Genomic DNA, 18,031 nt, shown 5'->3' on the forward strand with positions numbered 1-18,031 from the left:
CTAGCCTGACCTTGAATATGTCACGCTAGCAAGACCATGCCCCAAACCACAATTTATGCTAATATTGCGCGCGTCTTGAAATGCGGTTTTTTTCATCGTATTTCAGACAGCTTTTGGTATTTCTTCACCATTTTCCATTTCGTTCTTCCATCTTGTTCTTTTAAGGCGTGTTTTTTTAATGACTGATTTCCAACCCATTGAAAATAAACTTCAACCACGAATCAGTGTTGCGCCAATGATGGATTGGACGACTCGTGACTATCGTTTTTTTGCACGCTTATTTAACCCTAATGTGATTCTCTACACCGAGATGGTCACCACAGGCGCGATTTTATTTGGCGGTGCGAATCGTCATTTGGACTATAACAACGAAGAACACCCGATTGTGTTACAGCTAGGCGGTTCAAATCCTAAAGATTTAGCGACCTGTACCAAGATGGCACAGGACTGGGGCTATGATGAAGTGAACCTCAATGTCGGCTGTCCAAGTGACCGCGTTCAGAACAATAAAATTGGCGCATGCTTGATGGCAGAGCCTGATTTGGTTGCAGAATGTATTGCTGAAATGCGAAATGCTGTTGATATTCCAGTGACCGTCAAACACCGCATCGGGATTGATGACATGCAGTCTTATGAAGAAATGCTGCATTTTGTCGATACCGTGGCAAAGACTGGCTGTGACAATTTTATTGTGCATGCCCGTATTGCCCTGCTGCAAGGTTTGTCTCCAAAAGAAAACCGTGATGTGCCACCTTTACGTTATGAAGATGTTTATCGTCTGAAACAAGAACGTCCAAATTTATTGATCGAAATTAATGGCGGGGTGAAAACCTTTGCTGAAACACAGCAACATTTACAACATGTTGATGGCGTGATGATTGGCCGTGAGGCTTATCACAACCCGTACTTATTGGCTGAGATCGGTCAGCTTTGGGATCTCGAATTACCCAACCGTTTCGATATTATTGATCAGATGCTGCCATATATTGCGAAACGCATGGAAGAAGGTGCACCGCTTTCTATCATTACCCGTCATATTTTAGGTTTATTCCAAAACCTACCGGGTGCTCGAAAATGGCGTCAGGCTTTAAGTGGAGGTAATGCCAAAACCTTTGCCGATGTGGAAAATGCCATCCAAAATATTAAGTATGCAATGCAACGTACAGAAGACTATTTACGTGATCATCCTAAAGTCGTTTTAGAAGATTAATCCTATAAAGTAAAAGCCCGCTATTTTGCGGGCTTTTTTATTTTCATGCCTCACAAAATACGTGTTTGGCAACATCGTCACAACTCAGCTAAATCATCTAAGCAATCAGAATCATCACTCAATGACTATTGACCGTAATGTTCCCTTTGGGAAAAGGCTCATCATCATAGCCAGTCCATTGATAATCGGATGGATCTTCTTCCTCACGTAAACCCACATAGCTCTCAGGCGCCGATGTAACAGGCTCAACCTCTTCGGTTGGCTGTTCCAATTCCTCAACCAAATGATTCAACTCTTGATCTAACTGCGCCTGATATTTTGCAATTTCAGCTTCGTCAATGAAGGCAAATTGTTCTTCATCTATTTTCCATGCATAGCCTTGCAGGTCTTTGTAAATATCGACCAAAACTGTATAAGGCTGACCATCGTATTGCAATGTCGCCTGAGCCTTAAAGCTTAATCCCTTACGCTCTAACACTTTTATATTTTGAATCCGTAAATGGTACTGCCGATAATCTGGATTCTGATCAAACTCGTGCTGCATCTGCTGCTCAATCTGCCGAGATAATTCATCTGTCGAGACAAAATAGCTACAGCCAGCCAAACTCAACAGTAAAAAAATGGTGAGCCATCGAAACATATTGCATCCCCCATGATGCATTTATTCTTGATGAAAAAGTCAGACCGATCACAGATTCCGATCCAAACATTCCTCATTGTTTGCTTCATAATAGCCAATAAAACACACAGTACAAGCCAAATTATCAAGATTTCTCAATTTTATATTTAATTTTGATATCAATCACTTAAATTGCATTTTTACTGTTTTAAAACACTGACAGCCTTGGTCTCTTGCTGACATATTTTTGTTGAAAATGACCATTTTGGTAGTAGTTTCCTAGCCGTCAAATTTTCAATATGAAACCGGTCCCCCTGTGATTTCTTCAATAACGAGCCTTAAACAAAACATCTAAAAAGCGCCATAAAAAAATCCCCGAACATTGCGGGGATTTTTAAGGAATCAACTGAAATTATTCATCGTCCGTTTCAGGCTCATGATGTAGCGCATCATGTATGGCTTCCACCAATTGCTGTGCAATTTCTTGTTTTGAAGCTTTCTCTAAATCACGCTTTTCCATTTGATATTGATCGGCGAAGAACACGGTCATGGCATTTTCATCTGAAGCAAAACCAATGTCTTTACGTGAAACATCATTGCACGCAATCATATCGAGTTTTTTTGCCACAAGTTTGCCTGCAGCATACTCTTCGACATTGCGTGTCTCAGCGGCAAATCCCACCATAAATGGACGTTTTGACTGCTGCGCAATTGTTGCAACGATATCTGGATTTTTAATTAAAGCCACATTGAGTTCATCGCCAGCTTTTTTGATTTTATGCTCTGCAACTTCTGCCACGCGATAATCAGCAACAGCCGCTGTTGCAATAAAAATATCACAGCCTTCATCTAACATTTGCAGACTGGTGTCTAACATTTTAATTGCAGACTGCACATTAATCCGTCGTACACCATTTGGTGTATCTAAACTGACGGGTCCAGCGATCAGCGTTACTTTAGCCCCAGCTGCATAACAAGCCGCTGCCAGTGCAAACCCCATTTTACCTGTACTGTGGTTGGAAATATAACGTACAGGATCTATCGACTCACGTGTTGGACCGGCTGTAATCGCCACATGTTTGCCTGCAAGCATGCCAAATTTTTCAGCAATAGCTCGCTGTGCTTGATGAAAATAGGCCGTCACTTGATCCGCTAAATCTTCTGGCTCAGGCATACGCCCTAAGCCCACATCACCACAGGCTTGAGAACCGGCATCGGGCATGATCACATGTACGCCATCTTCAACCAGTGTATTTAAATTACGCTGTGTCGCTTTGGCTGCCCACATTTGCTGATTCATCGCAGGGGCAACCCAGACGGGTGCTTTAGTCGCAAGATAAAGTGTCGAAAGAAGGTCATCTGCTAAACCCGCCGCAAATTTTGCCAGCGTGTCACAACTTGCAGGAGCAACCAATACCAAATCAGCCCAACGTGCCAATTCAATATGCCCCATGCCCGCTTCTGCTTCAGGATTGAGTAATTCGGTATGCACAGGGTTGCCTGAAAGCGCCTGAAATGTTAGCGGGGTCACAAAGGCTTGCGCACCTTGAGTCATCACCACGCGCACATCAAATCCGGCATCTTTTAACCGACGGACAAGAATGGCACTTTTATAGGCTGCGATACCACCAGTGACACCTAAAAGAATATTTTTTGTGGGCATTACACTTAAATCAAAGCTCACGAACAGGCTACCTATCTGTTGCAGTGGCGCTCACAATAGCATTAAATATGCACTAACCCAACAATCTGCTGTGAAAAAGCCGATTGACTGATAATAAAAAAGTCTAAGAATAATGAATAATTCAATTAAAAATTGGCCTGAACAAGAGCGCCCACGTGAGCGCCTGATTCAAAAAGGCGCACAAAGTTTATCCGATGCTGAGCTACTGGCTATTTTCCTACGCTCTGGTTCCCAGCAGCACTCTGCTGTCGAACTCGCACGACTCCTGATCCAACATTTTGGTCAGTTGCAAGCACTGATGGATGCTTCACTTGAGGATTTGCGCCAGTTTCATGGCATCGGAAACAGTAAATATGCGCAGCTCATGGCGGTAAAAGAACTCGGTAAACGCTATGTGAGTCAACATTTTCAAAATGAAGCCTTGCACTTGCAACACTCTGAACAATTACAAAATTTTCTTCGCTTTGAATTTTTAGCGGAACGTCAAGAAGTCTTTGGCGTGCTCTGTCTAGATGCGCATTTAAGAAAAATAAACTTTAAAAAACTTTTTTATGGCAGCCTCAATACCTGTGAAATTTCCATCAATCAACTGCTGCGTTATGCCATTTCTGAACACGCCAGCAGTATTGTCATTGCACATAATCATCCTTTCGGTCGTGCAGAACCCTCTGCTGCCGATCTGGAATTGACTCGACTCATTCAGCAGGCTTGTCAGCTGGTAGAAATTCGACTGATCGATCATTGCATTATCTCCACAGAAGGGAGTTTTTCCTTTGCTGAACATGGCTTGCTCCAAGCACACTTATCTGCATGAAACAGTTATTGACAAGTGCTTGAGCAAACCCGAAGATCATCATAATTTTTTAAAACTAGAAATTATCATTCGAACATGATCGTCCGTGACCAACCGAGTATTTTTAAACTGCTATTTTCTTGGCGAGGAACGATTTTACCTAAGGTTTTACCGCCGCTCGGGATCGTTATGTTGCTGTCTGCCATTGTGGGCGGCTTATCCTATGTCGATATCTTCCATTTTACCGAATTTCCTTTGGTCGGCTTTACCCTAATCGGTGTTGTGCTGTCGATTTTCTTAGGCTTTAAAAACTCAGCCTGCTATGACCGTTGGTGGGAAGCTCGGCGTTTATGGGGCATTTTGATTGCCAATGCGCGACATTTTGACCGTGACTGCCGTTTACTCAGTCAAGGCCGTCGTGAACGTGTGATTCAACATGTAATCGTCTTTGCCAACGTTTTACGTGACCGACTCCGCCATCAAACCGCCAATCCCACTGAACTGGTTGAAACCAGCGGCATGAGTGCGAATGCCATCACCCAGTTATACCAACAGGCCAATGCACCGCAGTACACGTTGAGTTTGATTCAATGGGAGCTAATGCAAGCGCTCAAAGATGGTGAAATTTCAGATATTATTTATACCCAGATGAATCAGCATGTGATGGAACTCAGCACCGTACAAACCGGCTGTGACCGTATTGCCACTACGCCATTACCGTTTGCTTATTCGGTCTTGCTGAATCGAACTGTTTATTTTTTCTGTTTTGTCTTACCCTTTAGCTTGGGTTCTACTTTAGGTCTTGCGACCCCCCTTTTGGTCGGGATTTTAGCTTATACTTTTTTAGGCTTAGATGCACTGAGTTCAGAGATTGAAGAGCCCTTCGGCACACAGAGTAATGACCTTCCATTGGACTCTATGGTACGAACTATTGAAATTGAACTTCTAGGAACTCTAGGAAAACCCACCCCACCACCGATTCAAGCCAAAGATCATAATTTACTTTAATTGATCAGTGCGTCTAAACCCTCGCTTACATAGCCTTGCGTACACTTTTTTGTACATCGAAGATATGTAAGCAATTGATGTTACGCAGCAAGATCAGAAGCGTAATTTGATTTAAATAAAAGAACGATACGCGGCAAGGTCATCCGCAAGTGTTTGAGTCAGGACGACTTCTAATCAAAAATGTTTTTGCAGTACTGTGAATAATTTAACGGTAATGATCGAGTTTTGCGGTGAGGAGCACTGCTCTGCAAGATGGTTTCCTTACGAAGCACGCTTCTCACTTTATCGAACGAGAAACAATGTGTCGTAAGCGTACCTCCAGCCGAAGGCTAATCCCTATATTCAATCTCTAGATGCAAGACTCCGTCGAATCGACTCAAAATGATTTTTAAAAATTCAAAATTACTTTTATGTGCCTAACATCTCTAAGTAAGGAAAATCTTAGAGAACGACTTTAAGCAAAACTCTCCCAGATTCCAACTTGCCCTTCTTTCACTCGAGGGATGTTGCCGAGTTTAATCCATGGCATATTGTCACCATGAAAATCACTCCCAACAGAAACTTTTAAGTTAAAGGCAGCAATCATACGATCCACCATTTGACGAGTCGATAATGGCTCAATTGCCGGTGGTAATTCCACTGCATCACCGCCCGCTTCAGCAAAGATTTCAATCAAATAACGAATATTGGTCGCAGATAAATCATAACGCGTTGGATGCGCCAACACCGCAAAGCCACCACTGGCATGAATCACCTCAATGGTTTCAGCAAGACTCGGACCTTCAAATTTTACAAAGGCTTTTTTGCCTTCTTTAATATATTTATCAAAAGCTTGTTGTGGACGCGCAACCACACCCTTTTCCACCAAAGTTTTGGCAATATGGGTACGTGTAACCCGATCTGGAATATGGTCGACTTTGGCAACCACATCGCTATAAATATCTTGACCAATTAACGGTATCAGTAAGTCACAAATCTGCCGAGCACGTTCCGCTCGAATACGCTTTTGATCCATCAATAAGGCTTGTATGGGCGCAGGATTTTGCATATTTAAAGCGACGATATGCACACCATAACTTTTTTTGGTCGCAGGTCTCGACCACTGGCTGGAAATCTCCACGCCAGAGATTAATTGCAGCTTTAATTCATGCGCGACCTGCTCTGCTGCCAACAATCCGTCCATCGTATCGTGATCAGTCAAAGCCAGCGTATGAATTCCAATAGCACTTGCGGCCTGCACCAAAGCCTCTGGTGACAAAGTACCATCAGAAATATTACTGTGTGTATGTAAATCTACGCCTTGCATCTCTATACTATGTCATTTATTTGATCAGATTTAGATACTCTAACATGAAAGCACTTTTAGACTTTGTGCCACTCATTATTTTCTTTTATTTATATAAAACTGTAGATCCAAAAGATACGCAGCACCCATTATTACAATTAATTGGTTCTGCTGGGGGTGTCGATAACAATAACATTCTTGTGGCAACATCAGGTCTCATCATTTCCATGCTGGTGGTTTATGGTGCATTGTTTGTCATGCAAAAATTCCGTCTAGATAAACAACAATGGATTGTGTTGTTCATGACCGTGATTTTTGGTGGTATTACCCTGATGCTAAGCGATGATTTTTATATTCGTTTAAAAGCCGTTTTACTGAACTTGGTATTTGCTGGGGCGTTTTTACTTTCACCACTATTTAGTAAAGATAAGAAACCACTCATCGAACGTTTATTTGGTCCAGTCTTAAATTTAACCGCTGTCGGTTGGAAACGATTGAACTATGCATGGGCTGCAATGTTCGTGGTGATGTCATGTTTACACACCTTTTTCGCTTATTTGTTTGCAGACGGAAAATATTGGGGTGAATTCACTGCTTTTGGTGACATGATCGTGATGTTTTCCTTTATCATTATTCAGTTTATTGTATTACGTAAATACTTTAAGACCTCAGAATAATCCATTCGGTCAAAAATCAGGAAAAGTCATGCCATTATTCGTCGTAAGCTGTACAGATAATGAAGGTACAGTGGAAAAGCGCCTTGCGGTTCGTCCTCAACATCTTGAACGTCTACAAAAACTTGATGATGAAGGTCGTCTGATTGTTGCAGGTGCGATGCCTAAAGATCCGGCAAACCCGCAAGCTGGTTTTTATGGCAGTACGATCATTGTCGATTTTGATAGTCGTGAAGACTTAGACCAATGGTTGGCAGATGAACCTTTCCTCAAAGAAGGGGTTTATGGCCAAATTGATGTCAAACCATTTAACAAAGCATTTCCTAAAGGATAAGGTTCATGCGCGTCGTTGTTTCTAGTTTACTGGGCTTATCTTTAATTTGTTCAACTGCATGGGCTGAAGAACCGGCTCCTGCACCTGCTGTAGCCCCTGCTGCTCAAGCAACGACTGCAACGCTTCCTCCCAATCCTGTGCCGCATACCATTCCTGCCAATAAACCGGGCATCATTAAAGTGGCGGCAACTGTCAATCCCAATGGTCAACCTCAAGATGCAAATCCATTGACCATTGAACAACTGGCAAAAAATAAAGCACTGCAAGATGCCAAAGTCAAAGCGATGGTCAAAGACCAATCTGTACGTTTACAACAGTTAGAAAAAGCTAACCTTGAAGCCTTGGCGCAAAACCAAGAATTACAACTTAAAAATGATAGCTTGGGCGTACAAGTACAAGTGCTACAAAGTGAACGTAGCGCGCAGATGTTTTTATATGGCGGGACCACACTTGGTGTTGGCGTGATTTTAGGTTTCTTATTGGCCAGTTACGTCTATACCAAACGTCGTCGTCAATGGTAATTCGTTTTTCTACTTCAATTTAAAGGTTGCTTGAGTTTTGTCAGGTGCAATTCAGACTGCCGATCTCGATTGGCAAATGATCGATGGCATTGATATTCCAGTGTCTAAACAGTTTGGTGATGTGTATTTTTCGAAGGATAACGGCCTACTCGAAACACGTCATGTGTTTTTAAAAGGGAATGACCTCGACACTCGCCTTGCGGCACTGACTGATTTTGAATATTTCAGTGTCGGCGAAACAGGTTTTGGTACAGGCTTAAATATTTTGGCCTTGTGGCAATTATGGCAACAGGTTCGTCCAGATAATCACAGTCATCTGCATGCTATTTCTGTAGAAAAATTCCCTTTATCTAAAGTAGACCTCATTCGTGCATTAAATGCATGGCCTGAATTACAACCTTTGGCACAGCAACTGATTGCGCAATACCCTGAACCCATTGCGGGATGTCATCGACTCAATTTTCCAGAAGAACGTTTTTCAATTGATCTTTGGTTAGGCGATGCACACGACGTGTTTCCGGTCATGGCAAAAACTGCTACGGTCAATGCATGGTTCTTGGACGGTTTTGCACCCGCCTGTAATCCTGACATGTGGGAAGAAAACGTACTCAAAAATATCGTACGTCTATCAGACATTGGGACGACCTTCGCCTCATTTAGTGTGGCAGGTGTACTCAAACGCGGCTTACGTGAGCATGGCATTACCATTACACGACCACGTGGCTTTGCTCATAAGCGTGAAATGCTCAAAGCCTTTTGGCTCGCACCTGAAAAGTTAGATGATCAATCCAATGCTGCTGACATACCCACTTTAGACGAAAAAAAAAATCCTGAAATCACTGTAGGTCATAAGCCCCGTCAAATCGCGATTATTGGCGCTGGCATCGCCGGTTTAAGCTGTGCTTGGGCATTTGCTCAACGTGGGCATCAAGTGCGTATTTACGAGAAATCAGCACCACTCAGCGGTGGGTCGGGTAATCCTCTTGCCCTACTCAACCCTAAACTCAGTCCAATTGAACAAAGTGCTGAACATTTGATGACCTTGAGCTGGTTATATGCACTCAAGCATTATCAAAACTTCAAGGCATTTCGTCCCTTACAGATTCACCAATCTATTTTAAAAAATAAAGCAGAACACCTTGATTTAGCTCAAAGTTATCCTTCAGAGGTATTAGCTGCTGAAGAAGGCACGCTAAATCAATTAGCCTCAACATATCCAACCCTGCTCCTCAAACAAGCAGGCGCAGTCAGTCCACATCAGCTTCGTGACCAAATCTTGGCACATCCACACATTGAATTGTTACAAGCAGATATTCAACGCATTGAGCAACAACAAAATGGCGTTGCGCTATTTACACAGGATCAGCAGCTTCCATCTGCCGAGCATGTCATTCTCTGTGCGGCACGTGACAGTATGCAGCTACAAACAGATTATCCAGAGCTGCGTGCCATTCGTGGACAAGTCAGTTGGTTGAACAACCCAGCTCAACAAATGGATATGCATACAGCCTATAGTTATGGGGGCTATTGTATGCAACTGGATGCCGAACAAATGATTATGGGCGCGTCATTTTATCCCGGCCGTGATGACACCGACGTTCTCACCGAAGATCATGTGCATAACTATGAACTTATCCACAGTGTATTCCCCGACTTTGCCAAAACCTTAGCACCGATTGAGCAATGGCAAGGACGTGCCGCAATTCGCGCACAGACAAAAGACTTTTTCCCTGTAATTGGTGCAGTCCATGAAGATCAGCAAATTTATAGCTGTAGTGGACTCGGTTCTAAAGGTTTCCTGTATGCCCCGCTCTGTAGTGAAATCATTGCCGCGCTGGTCTTAAAAGAAGCCTGCCCTATTCCAACACAGCTACTCGATAAAATTCATGCAGCACGTTTTATACGACGCGCTAAAGCGAAACAAAAAACCAAGAAGCCTTATTTTCAAGGTCAGATCCCGTCATCTCCACCTCAAGAAAAATAACTTGCAATAAAAAAGCGCCTTTCGGCGCTTTTTTTGATTCGATCTTATTTCCCTTGTTCCAAAGGAAGACCGGCATCACGAGCAGCACGCGTGCCGCCCATTAAGATTACATATTCACGTGAGCTGTCAAAACCCTCTAGTAACTCTGCTGCACGTGGAGCTTTACTTCCGCCACCACATAAAATGTAAATGGGTTGATCCGTTGACACCTGAGTCAGTGCATCTGATGACAATGCGGTGATCGGTTGGTTAACCGCACCTTTCACATGTGCCTCAGCATAAGCACTTGCATCGCGAACATCCCAGATAATCGAGTCTTCTGGGAACTCAAATGTTGTAATTTCTTGTTTACGGATCATTGCGCACTCCTTTTGATGTAAACAACACTTGGCAAATGAAGAAAACATCCCTAGCATCTCAGATATTCTTTCCCTTTGTAAAGGTCTAATCTATGCCTTCTTTTGATATTGTTTCCGAATTAGAAGTTTTTGAAGTAAATCATGCAGTTCAAAACACGCAAAAAGAAATTGCGACGCGTTTTGACTTCCGCGGTCATGACGTTTCAATTGAGTTAAATGAGAAAAATAAGGAAATCAAAATCTCAACAGAAAGCGATTTCCAATGTGAGCAAGTGTATACCATGCTCGAAAATCATTTCTTCAAACGTAAAGTCGACATTCAAGCGCTCGATCCACAAAAAATGACCGCTTCTGGTAAAAATGTCATTCAAGTGATCAAACTGAAAGACGGACTTGACTCTGATACTGCAAAAAAAATCAATAAAGCCATTAAAGAAAGCGGCATTAAAGTGCAATCTTCTATTCAAGGCGACAAAATTCGTGTGACTGACAAGAAACGTGACACTTTGCAACAAGTGATGGCGTTCTTAAAAGAGCAACAGTTTGGTGTGCCGCTTCAATTTAACAACTTTAAAGATTAAGGCAGTACAACTGCCATTGAGGTCAATATGGCACGTCCAAATCGTCTAAATAAACTGGTCAAAGCAAGCTCTAAATTACCCAAAGGTATTCAAAGTCGTTTGCTCAGTCGAGCTTTTGGTCGTGTCGTACCCATGGTTGGAACAGCTAAAATCCAGTATAAACATGTCAGCCCTGAGCGTGTTGAGGTGAGCATCGCCAATCATAAGGCGATGCAAAACCATATCGGGCAAGTACATGCCTGTGCCATGGCACTGATCGCAGAAACAGCCACAGGATTTGTCACAGCAATGAACGTCCCTGATAGCGCCATTGTTCTGATTAAAAGTCTGAAAGTTGATTTTAAACGTCCAACCCAAGGTGGGATGAAAGCCATCGCAACACTTACACCTGAACAGCAACAACAAATGCAAAGCACAGAAAAAGGTGAAACCTTAGTACAGGTCTTAGTCACCGATGAATCTGGTGAGGCACCAATTCAATGTGAAATGCTTTGGGCGTGGGTGGCAAAATCCGCTCTGAAAAATAAATAAATGTAAATAAAACTTACTTTTAGGTAAGTATAAGTTTTACCAAATTTCAGCAAAATCAAGACTGTTTTTTACTATTTATACGCCGTAATTCCGCTCAATATGCTTGCACGACACAAATATATTGAGCACTTTATGAAAAAAATCATTCCCCTTTCATTCATCAGCATGGCGGTGTTTTTAACTGCATGTCAAAGTACTATTCCTGCAACGCCAGCGACTCCAAATCAAGCGGCTGAAAGCAATATTCAAACCAGCCAAGCGGCGTAAAATAAGAAAATCGTCATTGATTTTTATGAAGGCGTTTTTCTTAAACATCAGGTTAAAGCATATGCTGACCGATATATTGGCAATCAATATATTCAACATAATCCGCATGTTCCTGATGGCAAAGCGCCTTTTGTTGATTATTTTACCGAGTATTTTAAACAAAATCCTGAAGCAAAAAACCAGATCAAACGTGCTGCTGCCGAAGGTGATTTGGTCTATTTACATGTGCACTCTACGCAAAATAATCAAGACCGTGGAGAAGCCATTATTGATATCTTCCGTGTTGAAAATGGCAAGATCGTCGAGCATTGGGATGTGCAACAAAGCATTCCTGAAACCAGTGCCAATTCAAACACGATGTTCTAATTTCCAATTCGCTATCAATAAAAAAGCCACTCGATTGAGCGGCTTTTTTTTTGCGTCTAACTTTAATTAAGCTTGATCTGCAGCAAATTTAGCTTTTGCATCCGCAGGAATTTGACGCTTAGCACCTTTCACATCCACAGCGACAAATGTAAACACACCTTCGGTTACGCGAATTGGATCACGTGAACTGTCGTGACTATCCCAAACTTCAATCTGCATTTGGATAGAGGTATTACCCACTTTTAAAATTTTGGTATATACACTGATGACATCCCCGACTTTCACTGGAACGAGGAAGGTCATTTGGTTAATTGAAATCGTTGCACAGCGTCCTTGACTGAAACGCTCTGCGTGAATTGCACCGGCCAAGTCCATTTGTGACACGATCCAACCACCGAAAACATCACCACTCCAGTTGGTGTCTGCAGGCATCGCGATGGTTTGTAGGGAAAGCGTTCCTTCAGGTTTTACATGAGTTTCTGACACTTTAGCTCCTGGCGCTGACATTTATTGAGGTAGATTTAACTGCTGGTTGAGCCATTGTTGTAACTCACCCGCACGCATTGCACCACTTATTCTAGCAATTTCGTTGGTTTTATTCATCAAAACCAGTGTAGGAATACTACGAACATTAAATGCACCACTCAATCGAGGGTTTGCTTCGGTATCAATTTTGGCAAAAACTACTTTCGGATTAGATTTTGCAACTTGTGCAAAGTATGGCGCCATCATCTTACATGGTCCACACCATTCAGCCCATAAATCGATCAGCACAGGTAAATCACTATTGCTAATAAAATTTGCAAAGTTCTTTTCATTCAACTCGATGGGCGCCAATGGAATCAATGCTTGATGACATTGACCACATGCAGGCCCAACTTCGAGTTTTTCTTCAGGCACACGGTTTTTTGCACCACATTCAGGACACACAACGATCATTTAGCTGACTCCAACATGTTGATGTAAAAATTCTAATTGGGTTGACATGGCTTTTTCAAACCATTGCCCGTGATAAATATCAAAATGTTGCATTTCCCACTCATAATACTGCACATACGGTGCAATATTGGTCGCAGTTTCTCGGCTTGATTCAATGGGAATCAAACTATCTTCTTTGGCTGCAATAAAAAGTACCGGTATGTTAATTTTACGGACATCCAATATTGGGCGATAACGGATTAACTTAAAAAAGGCCCGAGCCGGAATTTCGCCACTCCAATAAAAATCAGAATTTACAATCGATAAGTAGCCCGCATAACTGTCTTCAGACTGTAAAAAACACAATCGATGTGGATCGACTACAGGTAAAGTCGTTGGGCTCATCCCAACTTTAGAACCCATATAGTCCTGACTCGATAATTTTAACGCTTTGGGTAATTGCTGTAAGGGATACAATTTTGCACTTTCAGCGCCGTCGACAAATGGAACTTGTACCATCAGCGCTTTAATATTTTTAAGCTCTGCCGCTAAACTGAGTACATAGCCACCACTCAGCGATGTTCCCCATAATACAATGCGTCTCGAATCAATCGATTTACGCTGCTGTAAATGATCGATCATGGTCCGCCAATCTTCAAGTTGGGCTTTAAGATTCACCAACTCTCTCGGACGCCCTGTGCTGCCTCCCCAATAGCGATAATCAAACAACACGACAGCATAGCCCGCTTGTACAAAGCGCTTGGCATATTGCACTAATTTAAATTGGCGTAATGCAGCCAAACCATGCGCCATGAGAATGACTGCTGGTTTTTCAACAGATTTTGGACGATAAAAGTCAGCAGCTATAACATCTTGTCCGCTTTTGACATACAGTGGTTCGACTGTATAGGCGTGCATACGCGCTCCATTGCGTTATTTTATGGTTGTAATCGCTTATAAAAATTTAAGAACATTCTGCTCAAGTTTGTGCTTAATGCTATCATAAAGCATAAATCTATGAATTAAATTATGGAGTGACTCAATGAGCGAAAATGTTGGTTTTGCAGGTCAAATCGGCCCAGAACATGTAGCGCAAGTGGTTGAAAAAGGCTTTAAATCGATTATCAATAACCGCCCTGACATGGAAGGTGGTCCTGAGCAACCAACCAGTGCTCAAATTGAAGAAGCAGCTCGTAGCGCTGGTTTAGACTATGTTCATCAACCTGTTGTTGCGGGTCAAATTTCTGAGCTAGATGTCCGTAACTTTGCTAATCATTTTAATGAATTGCCAAAGCCAGTACTCATGTTCTGTCGTACAGGTAACCGTTCAAACAACCTGTATCAACTAGCAAAACAGATGGATCTTTTGGATGACTAAGGCTTTCATTCAAAAAGCTTTATTGATCGCAACGTGCATCTTTTCGGCACCCTCATTTGCTGATAATAGCAGTCAGCCCTTAAATGCATATTTAAGTGTCTCTGGACAAATGACCACAGATAAGTTTTCAAGTTTACTCAAGCAACTTAAATTTAAATCTGTAATTGTGAATCGACCAGATAATGAGGCAGGCAATGAAGTGACTGTTTTACAGTTACGAGGCATTGCTGAAAAGTCTCATGTGAGTGTTGTGTATCAACCTGTGCAAAGCGGTAAAATTTCTCAAACAGACGTGAAAGAATTTGCCAAATATTATAATGAGCTTCCTAAACCCATTTTGATGATTTGTCGTAGCGGTTCTCGTTCGACATCTCTTTTCAATCAAGCTCAGGCTCAAGGTTTGCTCAATGAATAAATTTATGTTCACCGTTTTATTTACAACGTTGTTGCTAACAGGGTGTAATTCTATGAATGTACGTCCAACCGTTGGTGTAAGTGTCGGGACTGCACTATAAAATGACGAATATAAAGATGGCGCTATTTGCGCCATTTTTTATGTGTGGTATCTTTACGCAATATAACTTTTTCTATACATAAATAACTATTTTGGGGTAATTCATGAAATTCGTTCAAGGGACACTTGTACTTACTTTAGCCACTTTACTTACAGCTTGTGGTGGTGGCGGTAGTGATGGATATTTTAATAACGAAGGAACAGATTCTTCTAATCAAAACAATAACAATGGCGGTACAACAACTCCAACTGAAACAGCAAAAGCACAGTTAGATATTTTAAAACGTGAAGGGCAATATTTATTCGGTAATTATGATCCTAACGATGCATCAACAGCAAAAGGCTATATTGATCATTCAATGGATACATTTGCACAAGGCCCATTACAATTAAGTTTAGATATTAGAAAAATAAACTTAAACTCATATAAAAATACTTATCACTACAGAGATAAATGTTTCTATTTAAGTAAAACTGACTATAGAGCATGTTATGTTTTTATTGGCGAAGATATTAAAAATATCTTACCGGGTTATGACAACTGGGATTTCGATATTACAGCTAATGATCTAAAAAACATCAAATTACAACATGATGAAGTGACACCAAACTTAGAAGAATATGAATCCAATACTCGCATTTACGTATTTGAAAATGAAAATGGAGATAAAAATTTCCATGATGTAACAATTACTGGTGCATTTGCTTATCCATTTCAACAGTCTTGGGGAATACAACAAACTCAACAAAAAAGGTTTGTTTTAATAAATGGCAATACAAGCGACTATAAAATTACAACAACAGCAATAGTTACGGATCCAGAAACTGGTGATGATATTGAACGTGAAGTAACAACAGGTGCTATCAGTATTTACAAAGATCTCTCTTCTCTCGATGGAGATTTATACAATATTCAATCTGGATCAGGATTTAATGTATTAATTAACGATAACCCAAATATTCCTTTTGCAGAACCAATTTCATTCGTATTAAACTCAACACCAGGTACCACAAGTTCAGCAAGTTATCGTGTGAAAGCTTCAGGTGAACAAGAACTAATTTTACCTAGCATCACAACAATCGATGGGACTCGAGTTGAGAATGAAGCCTCTAGTTTAAATAGCCAGACATTTACTGGAAGCATTAAATTAACAGGGACGAACATTTTGAAATTTAAACAAGCTACAAGTGGTAGTCTTAGTTTTGAACATGCTATTAATGGAATAACATTCAAAGGTTCATCTACTAATAATGCAGGAACTGTAAGTACAAGTTTAACATTACCTTCTGGTATTAAATTTTAAGTGTAAAAAAATGCAATTAAACCCTCTATACTGAGGGTTTTTTTATATATTAGATCTAAACTCATGAAATGAAGCATATCCAAATGTACGACATCATCATTATCGGTGCAGGAACAGCAGGCATTTCAGCCTATAAAGAAGCAATTAAAAAAACACAAAATCTTCTTATCATTAATGATGGGCCTTGGGATACTACCTGTGCACGCTTTGGTTGTATGCCAAGTAAAATACTTATCTCTACTGCCAACCGTATGTACGAAATAAGACATGCAGATAATTTAGGACTAGATGTCAAAAGTGAAATTGATACCTCTAGCGTCATGCAACATGTTCAAACCTTACGTGATCGTTTTACAAGAGCCACGTTAAAAGATGTTGAAAGTTGGCCAAGCCAACATAAAATTTCAGGTAAAGCTGAATTTATTGATTCAAATACCATTCAAGTAAACAACCAAACATTTAAAGCCAAGTCATTTATCCTTGCTGTAGGTACAACTCCTGCTATAGATGCTGAACAAAAACAAATATTAGGCGATAAATTAATTACATCCGATCAAATATTCGAATTAGAACAACTCCCTAAATCTGTCGCAGTTATTGGAAGTGGCGTCATCGCTTTGGAATTAGCGCAGGCTTTAACACGCCTCAATGTAAACACCACAGTTTTTGCACGTAGTCGAAAAATTGGCTCACTGAGTAGCCCTATATTGCAAAAGCTCGCACAGGAAGAATTAAGTAAAGAGTTAAAGCTAAAGTTTGAAATTTTACCTGAACATTATTCTATTGAAGGAGATCTAGTTCATTTAACCTATACTGAAGAAAACGTACAGAAGACACTACAAGTTGACTATGTATTAGCTGCAACTGGCAGACGTACATTATTAAATACCTTAAGTTTAGAACGTATAAGTGCCGAATTTAAAGATTTAAAAAATTTGCCAATCAATCCAGATACAAAGCAGCTAGCCGATTATCCAATTTTTATCGTCGGTGATGCACATACCAATACCCCTATCCAACACGAAGCAGCTCATGAAGGCAAGTTTGCTGTACAAAACTGTTTAAATTTTCCACAAACTAAATCCATCAAGACGCTAATACCTCTAGGCATCTTATTTTCTACACCACAAATGGCAACCATTGGGCAAAGCTATAAGCATCTACAAGATAAAAACACAGAATTCGTCATTGGTTACGTTTCTTATGAAAAACAAGGTCGTGCGATTGTTGCTGCTAAAAATAAAGGGGCTGCCGAAGTATATGTGGATACAATTAGCCATAAACTATTAGGAGCTGAGCTATTCTGCGCGGAAGCTGAACATTTGGCACATTTATTAGCTTGGATGATTTCAGAAGAACTAAGCATACATGAAATTTTAGATAAACCCTTCTATCATCCAACGTTAGAAGAAGGGTTAAGAACAGCATTAAAGCATGCACGACGTCAGTTAATATAATTTTATCGTTCTATGTAAACTTATAGCGTTGGATATCCAGCACTTAATTTCCGTATCCCCCTCTATCTTTTTTCTTTCCCTTTTTCTTCGTGCATAAAAAAACACCCCCTGGACTAGTCAGGGGGTGTTTCGAATAATGAGCTGGCGATGACTTACTCTCACATGGGTAACCCCACACTACCATCAGCGCTAAGAGGTTTCACTTCTGAGTTCGGGAAGGGATCAGGTGGTTCACTCTTGCTAT

General features: G+C 41.1%; 20 protein-coding genes, 1 rRNA gene and 1 pseudogene. 14 read left to right on the plus strand and 8 right to left on the minus strand.

What is annotated here, in order from left to right; genetic code table 11:
• Positions 1-178 precede the first annotated feature (178 nt).
• Positions 179-1,210, plus strand: coding sequence for a tRNA dihydrouridine(20/20a) synthase DusA (gene dusA, locus FTU05_RS08145; protein WP_180164916.1), 1,032 nt, complete (start codon positions 179-181; stop codon positions 1,208-1,210).
• Positions 1,211-1,328: 118 nt separating this feature from the next.
• Here dusA and FTU05_RS08150 read toward each other — a convergent pair whose 3' ends face one another.
• A complete protein-coding gene (locus FTU05_RS08150; protein WP_078191306.1) occupies positions 1,329-1,850 on the minus strand; it encodes an Asp-tRNA(Asn)/Glu-tRNA(Gln) amidotransferase subunit GatC in 522 nt (173 codons plus the stop codon).
• 391 nt (positions 1,851-2,241) lie between these two features.
• Positions 2,242-3,513, minus strand: coding sequence for a bifunctional phosphopantothenoylcysteine decarboxylase/phosphopantothenate--cysteine ligase CoaBC (coaBC, locus tag FTU05_RS08155; protein ID WP_180063973.1), 1,272 nt, complete (start codon positions 3,511-3,513; stop codon positions 2,242-2,244).
• Positions 3,514-3,625: 112 nt separating this feature from the next.
• On the opposite strand from coaBC, the gene radC reads away from it, so the two are divergent.
• Both radC and FTU05_RS08165 read left to right on the plus strand, forming a co-directional pair.
• A complete protein-coding gene (gene radC / locus FTU05_RS08160; RefSeq protein ID WP_180164919.1) occupies positions 3,626-4,327 on the plus strand; it encodes a DNA repair protein RadC in 702 nt (233 codons plus the stop codon).
• 75 nt (positions 4,328-4,402) lie between these two features.
• Positions 4,403-5,314: a bestrophin family protein gene (locus FTU05_RS08165; RefSeq protein ID WP_078191309.1), complete on the plus strand. Its 912-nt coding sequence runs from the start codon at positions 4,403-4,405 to the stop codon at positions 5,312-5,314.
• Between the two features lie 454 nt (positions 5,315-5,768).
• On the opposite strand, the gene FTU05_RS08170 is transcribed toward FTU05_RS08165, so the two are convergent.
• On the minus strand, positions 5,769-6,620 hold the full coding sequence (locus tag FTU05_RS08170; RefSeq protein ID WP_180024578.1) for a PHP domain-containing protein: 852 nt from the start codon (positions 6,618-6,620) through the stop codon (positions 5,769-5,771).
• 44 nt (positions 6,621-6,664) lie between these two features.
• Between FTU05_RS08170 and FTU05_RS08175 the strand changes: the two genes are divergently transcribed.
• From FTU05_RS08175 to mnmC, 4 genes are read left to right on the plus strand one after another with little or no spacing between them, the layout of a single operon-like run.
• Positions 6,665-7,276 carry an inner membrane-spanning protein YciB gene (locus tag FTU05_RS08175; RefSeq protein ID WP_078191311.1) on the plus strand — a complete coding sequence of 204 codons (612 nt, stop codon included), beginning with the start codon at positions 6,665-6,667 and terminating at the stop codon, positions 7,274-7,276.
• Between the two features lie 28 nt (positions 7,277-7,304).
• On the plus strand, positions 7,305-7,607 hold the full coding sequence (locus tag FTU05_RS08180) for a YciI family protein (RefSeq protein ID WP_111885436.1): 303 nt from the start codon (positions 7,305-7,307) through the stop codon (positions 7,605-7,607).
• A gap of 5 nt (positions 7,608-7,612) precedes the next feature.
• Positions 7,613-8,128, plus strand: a complete 516-nt coding sequence (locus tag FTU05_RS08185) for a hypothetical protein (RefSeq protein ID WP_111885435.1) — start codon at positions 7,613-7,615, stop codon at positions 8,126-8,128.
• Between the two features lie 37 nt (positions 8,129-8,165).
• Positions 8,166-10,112: an FAD-dependent 5-carboxymethylaminomethyl-2-thiouridine(34) oxidoreductase MnmC gene (mnmC, locus tag FTU05_RS08190; protein ID WP_180164921.1), complete on the plus strand. Its 1,947-nt coding sequence runs from the start codon at positions 8,166-8,168 to the stop codon at positions 10,110-10,112.
• A 44-nt stretch (positions 10,113-10,156) separates the two neighbouring features.
• Here mnmC and FTU05_RS08195 read toward each other — a convergent pair whose 3' ends face one another.
• Entirely contained in the window at positions 10,157-10,471 is a 315-nt protein-coding gene (locus FTU05_RS08195) for a rhodanese-like domain-containing protein (protein ID WP_078191315.1), read from the minus strand.
• A 92-nt stretch (positions 10,472-10,563) separates the two neighbouring features.
• Here FTU05_RS08195 and FTU05_RS08200 point away from each other — a divergent pair, with 92 nt between their 5' ends.
• The 3 genes and pseudogenes from FTU05_RS08200 (at position 10,564) to FTU05_RS08210 (ending at position 12,216) form a co-directional block, all read left to right on the plus strand.
• Entirely contained in the window at positions 10,564-11,052 is a 489-nt protein-coding gene (locus FTU05_RS08200) for a YajQ family cyclic di-GMP-binding protein (protein ID WP_078191316.1), read from the plus strand.
• Positions 11,053-11,079: 27 nt separating this feature from the next.
• Positions 11,080-11,583: a DUF4442 domain-containing protein gene (locus FTU05_RS08205; protein WP_111885433.1), complete on the plus strand. Its 504-nt coding sequence runs from the start codon at positions 11,080-11,082 to the stop codon at positions 11,581-11,583.
• Between the two features lie 132 nt (positions 11,584-11,715).
• Positions 11,716-12,216: pseudogene (locus FTU05_RS08210) on the plus strand (ester cyclase).
• A gap of 66 nt (positions 12,217-12,282) precedes the next feature.
• Here the strand turns inward: FTU05_RS08210 and FTU05_RS08215 are convergent.
• The 3 genes from FTU05_RS08215 to FTU05_RS08225 are packed head-to-tail and all read right to left on the minus strand — an operon-like array spanning position 12,283 to position 14,052.
• The gene (locus tag FTU05_RS08215) at positions 12,283-12,702 is read right to left on the minus strand and encodes an acyl-CoA thioesterase (RefSeq protein ID WP_078191328.1); all 420 of its coding nucleotides are present in this window, start codon (positions 12,700-12,702) and stop codon (positions 12,283-12,285) included.
• A gap of 21 nt (positions 12,703-12,723) precedes the next feature.
• Positions 12,724-13,155: a thioredoxin TrxC gene (trxC, locus tag FTU05_RS08220; RefSeq protein WP_180164923.1), complete on the minus strand. Its 432-nt coding sequence runs from the start codon at positions 13,153-13,155 to the stop codon at positions 12,724-12,726.
• Positions 13,156-14,052, minus strand: coding sequence for an alpha/beta hydrolase (locus tag FTU05_RS08225; protein ID WP_180164925.1), 897 nt, complete (start codon positions 14,050-14,052; stop codon positions 13,156-13,158).
• A gap of 124 nt (positions 14,053-14,176) precedes the next feature.
• On the opposite strand from FTU05_RS08225, the gene FTU05_RS08230 reads away from it, so the two are divergent.
• The 4 genes from FTU05_RS08230 to FTU05_RS08245 all read left to right on the plus strand — a co-directional run bounded on the left by FTU05_RS08230 (position 14,177) and on the right by FTU05_RS08245 (position 17,787).
• The gene (locus FTU05_RS08230) at positions 14,177-14,512 is read left to right on the plus strand and encodes a TIGR01244 family sulfur transferase (RefSeq protein ID WP_078191321.1); all 336 of its coding nucleotides are present in this window, start codon (positions 14,177-14,179) and stop codon (positions 14,510-14,512) included.
• On the plus strand, positions 14,505-14,927 hold the full coding sequence (locus FTU05_RS08235) for a beta-lactamase hydrolase domain-containing protein (protein ID WP_180008973.1): 423 nt from the start codon (positions 14,505-14,507) through the stop codon (positions 14,925-14,927). The genes FTU05_RS08230 and FTU05_RS08235 overlap by 8 nt, the downstream gene beginning before the upstream one ends.
• A gap of 203 nt (positions 14,928-15,130) precedes the next feature.
• Positions 15,131-16,330: a hypothetical protein gene (locus FTU05_RS08240; RefSeq protein ID WP_180164927.1), complete on the plus strand. Its 1,200-nt coding sequence runs from the start codon at positions 15,131-15,133 to the stop codon at positions 16,328-16,330.
• A gap of 83 nt (positions 16,331-16,413) precedes the next feature.
• Positions 16,414-17,787, plus strand: coding sequence for a dihydrolipoyl dehydrogenase (locus tag FTU05_RS08245; RefSeq protein ID WP_180164929.1), 1,374 nt, complete (start codon positions 16,414-16,416; stop codon positions 17,785-17,787).
• Positions 17,788-17,926: 139 nt separating this feature from the next.
• Here the strand turns inward: FTU05_RS08245 and rrf are convergent.
• A 5S ribosomal RNA gene (gene rrf, locus FTU05_RS08250) occupies positions 17,927-18,031 on the minus strand; the annotation flags it as partial.

The organism is Acinetobacter sp. YH12049 (assembly GCF_013419875.1).
Classification (GTDB): Bacteria; Pseudomonadota; Gammaproteobacteria; order Pseudomonadales; family Moraxellaceae; genus Acinetobacter; species Acinetobacter amyesii.